This is a genomic window from Microcoleus sp. OTE_8_concoct_300, from assembly GCF_031383065.1.
In the GTDB taxonomy this organism is placed as follows: domain Bacteria; phylum Cyanobacteriota; class Cyanobacteriia; order Cyanobacteriales; family Microcoleaceae; genus Microcoleus.
The window spans coordinates 1-3,283 of the sequence record NZ_JANMZH010000872.1 but is presented as its reverse complement, the minus strand read 5'-3'; the positions used below and the strand labels follow the sequence as shown (position 1 = coordinate 3,283).

6 protein-coding genes are annotated in these 3,283 nt (G+C 40.2%); all 6 read right to left on the bottom strand.

Annotated features, from left to right (window positions below):
* Positions 1–363: 363 nt before the first annotated feature.
* Positions 364–522 (bottom strand): type II toxin-antitoxin system RelE/ParE family toxin, encoded by a 159-nt coding sequence (locus ACUVJL_RS38085; protein ID WP_445250550.1) that lies wholly within the window; start codon positions 520–522, stop codon positions 364–366.
* Positions 519–833, bottom strand: a complete 315-nt coding sequence (locus ACUVJL_RS38080) for a ribbon-helix-helix domain-containing protein (protein ID WP_445250549.1) — start codon at positions 831–833, stop codon at positions 519–521. The genes ACUVJL_RS38085 and ACUVJL_RS38080 overlap by 4 nt, the downstream gene beginning before the upstream one ends.
* Before the next feature lie 73 nt (positions 834–906).
* On the bottom strand, positions 907–2,082 hold the full coding sequence (locus ACUVJL_RS38075) for a GUN4 domain-containing protein (protein ID WP_445250548.1): 1,176 nt from the start codon (positions 2,080–2,082) through the stop codon (positions 907–909).
* Between the two features lie 124 nt (positions 2,083–2,206).
* The gene (locus ACUVJL_RS38070) at positions 2,207–2,554 is read right to left on the bottom strand and encodes a hypothetical protein (RefSeq protein WP_445250547.1); all 348 of its coding nucleotides are present in this window, start codon (positions 2,552–2,554) and stop codon (positions 2,207–2,209) included.
* A 136-nt stretch (positions 2,555–2,690) separates the two neighbouring features.
* Positions 2,691–2,981 carry a DUF433 domain-containing protein gene (locus ACUVJL_RS38065; RefSeq protein ID WP_445250546.1) on the bottom strand — a complete coding sequence of 97 codons (291 nt, stop codon included), beginning with the start codon at positions 2,979–2,981 and terminating at the stop codon, positions 2,691–2,693.
* Positions 2,982–3,096: 115 nt separating this feature from the next.
* A partial coding sequence (locus ACUVJL_RS38060; RefSeq protein ID WP_445250545.1) for a DUF433 domain-containing protein occupies positions 3,097–3,283 on the bottom strand: 187 nt, incomplete at its 5' end.

The window sequence follows — 3,283 nt, the reverse complement described above, 5'->3', positions numbered from 1 at the left end:
GTTCTGGGGAGGCGGTGGTGGCGAGTAGTTCGAGGTAGCTGTGTTGAAATTTGCGGGGGCATTCTTCGAGGATTTTGAGTTGGGTTTGGGAGAGTCGGAGCATTTTTTTGGTGTGATGGTGTTGGTTTTTGGTAGGGTTTTGTGATACTTTTTAGAAAAAATTCGTAACAGTTTCTGCCCCCAAACTATCTCTTGTTCTGAGATGAATTGAATTCAATCATCAACATCGGTGAACAGGGCTGATAAATCTCGATAACCACTGACAAATCGAAAGATTTCTACATCCTGTCCGATCGGCATATAGAGTATAAGATAGTTATCCATCGGGAGACTGCGTAGACCTGGTAAAATTTCGTCTCGTTGTCATCCCAGGTTGGGAAACTGAGCAATTTTGGCAAATTTTGCGTCGATCTTGCTTAAAAAGCGATCGGCTATATCGAGTCCCGATTGATGAGCGATGTAGTCTACAATTTGCTCGATGTCTTGAATTGCGGGTTCGGTGAGGCGAAATTTGGGAGTCATGCTTCTGATGAACTGTAGCGCGATCGCAGGTTGGCGCGGATTTGTGCCATTGCGATTGCACCGTCTACAACTTCACCGCGTTGGGATGCTTGCTGGCCAATCAGTGCGTCTCGTTGAAGTTCTTGCAGTCGTCCTTGATAAATGTCTTCTTGTTGTTCCAGGAGTTGAATGGCTGCGAGGATGACTTCGATCGCACTTTTGTATTTGCCAGTCGTGAGTTGACGCTGCACGAGGGCTTCGACTTCAGGTGACAAAACAATTTGCATGGCGTTGGAGAGGAGAAGTGTTAATTCTATTGTAGGCGATCGCACTTCAGTTAGATTTTTCGGATGAAAGGGCGATCATAGTTTACTTACCCAATATCGAATAATTTTATTGTTTCACTTACGAGTAATATTGACGCTTCATAAAAACACGAAAAATTGATTGATCGCAGTCACATTTTTTAGAAAATTTATCTAACATAACTTTGATGGGAAGGTGTCCAGGTGGAGCTGTTAGAGAGTATTTAATATCAGAGTAATATATCCAATCACCCTTCACGTACCAGCCCACACGCTCATCAAACTCCTTACAACCCCGACCATGAAAGATTATAGGTTCAGGCTCAGTACGAACAATGCTTTCCCAAATCCGCTTTTGCACGCTAAAGCCAAAGCGTCCCTTGCTATGTTCTACCCAGAGTTTATTTATATTTCTGAGTTCTGTACCAGGTAAAATTTCAATATCTTCGCCCGATAAGCAGTTGTTATAAAAAGCCCTTAATTTGTTTCCAAATTCTGATGGATTAATATTTTCTGATGGTGGTTCTACTTTTTCCCTACCTAATAGTTTGAATATCATTTTCTCTGTTTCCTCATCGGCTTCTTTCCATCTCCTAGCTTGGAGCAAGCTATCTAACTTAGAATACATTCCACCGACCACTTCAATTGATTTAGGAGACGAAGTATATGGAGAAGCAGCAGCATATTTAATAACTTCTCTAGCTGCATCAGCTTCATTATTTATTCGAGGAGATGTATGATTTAAAGACTTTGCCCACCTAACCACTCTTTTTTTGACTTTCGGGTTACTGCGGGCTTTTTCTTCTAAATCTTGGGCTACTTTATCCTCAGCTTTAGCCGCACTATATCCCTGATTTTTAAGTCGATCTACAACCTCGCGAAACTCTGCGACGACATCAGATAATTCTTGATTAGTGTTAATGTAACAACCTTGTATTTCTATATAGTCTCCCTGAATATAGTTGCCATGAATAGATTCGTTATAATTACCACGGTCTACGTTAATATTGCGATCGCCAGTTTTGCTATTGTCTTCTAAGTTAGTTCTTGATTCTTGTGGAGTATTAACACCTAAATTCCATAACAATTTAGAAGCACCGAATATTACCACGCTAACTATCAACCTAGTTAGAGTCAGGACGCCCGTGCCAACAACCGCAAAACTTATTAGTCCCAGTAATACGCTAAAGAAGTAATATCGTTGCTTTTTACTTCCTGGCAGCTTAGATATTAAAATACTGAATTTCTTAAATATTGGTCTTATTTTACCTATCATTAATTTAGCTAAATAAGCTGTTCGGGATTAAGATTTAACTTGTAGGGCGGTCAGGATGCCCACCCTACAAGAGTTTGAATAAGCAGGGCTGTCCAGATTAAATGGGCGACAGCTTATCTGTACTTCAAAGAGGAATACCTAATAATCCTAGCGTTAGCTTGACTACCCCTACCACTGCTTCACCAATCAGACCATTAGCAGCACCATCAAGTACATACTGTGTCCACTTGACTAACCTGCTTTTGGCTTGAGAATCATTATTAGCCTGAGACACTAAGTCACTAGCGACTTTATGCTGAGCATCCTGTGGAGTGTATCCTTGTTTTTGAAGTTGAATTAACAACTGTTGAATTTGAGCCGTTACTTGAGATAAGTCCTGACCCGTATTTATGAAATTGCCTTCTATATAAATGCCTTGGATTGATTCGTTATAGTTACCCGAACCCATATAAATCTTGCGATCGCCAGCCATATCTATGTCTCCTTAAATTTGATAGATGTGAATAGAGAATTAAGGAGTATTATACTGAATTTCTAAAAAATCTGCCACCATTGTAGCCATAATTTTCGTCATAGTCAAGAGTAACGAACAATTATAATACTTTTAGTTATTTTATCCTTGCAGCTTTAACAGCAGGATGAATCAATTCTTCAGGAATTCGATTGCGCTCAATATAAGTATTTATTTCTTCCTGGTTATCCAAATAAAAGCTCAGCGCGTCAAAAAATTGAGCTAATTTCAGGTGAGGTAAGTGCATCGGGATTTCTTCAGGAGTAATACCCAAACGCCACAATTCCACGATCGCCCGAACGGAAGTCCTCGTTCCTACGATAATTGGTTCGCCTTGCAAGATTTCAGGATGACGTGTGACATAACGCGAAACAGATTGTACAGTCATGGCAGATTAACAGGGCAGATATATTTTTATTATATGTTATGATTTAGGCTAAAATTGCGTAAAAGATTGAGAAGCATTAAGGGCGATCGCCCTTGTCTTTCCCATGTGCGAATGCTCATGGATTTGTCTTGAGGTTTTTGTAGTGTAACTCTGCTAACTGCTCGTAAGCTTCTTGTTCCTCAGCTAAATCTGTATCAATCTCTTCTCGATTAGCATGATAATACGTTAAAGCTGCATAAACTTGTGCGATCGATAAGTGAGTCATCAGCCTAGCAATTTCTTCCGCACTGTTACCCTGCTTG

What these genes read in the sequence shown, in the direction of transcription:
- ACUVJL_RS38065 (WP_445250546.1), bottom strand. Translation starts at nt 2,981, where the DNA reads ATGACTGTACAATCTGTTTCGCGTTATGTCACACGTCATCCTGAAATC.
- ACUVJL_RS38085 (WP_445250550.1), bottom strand. Translation starts at nt 522, where the DNA reads ATGACTCCCAAATTTCGCCTCACCGAACCCGCAATTCAAGACATCGAG.
- ACUVJL_RS38075 (WP_445250548.1), bottom strand. Translation starts at nt 2,082, where the DNA reads ATGATAGGTAAAATAAGACCAATATTTAAGAAATTCAGTATTTTAATA.
- ACUVJL_RS38070 (WP_445250547.1), bottom strand. Translation starts at nt 2,554, where the DNA reads ATGGCTGGCGATCGCAAGATTTATATGGGTTCGGGTAACTATAACGAA.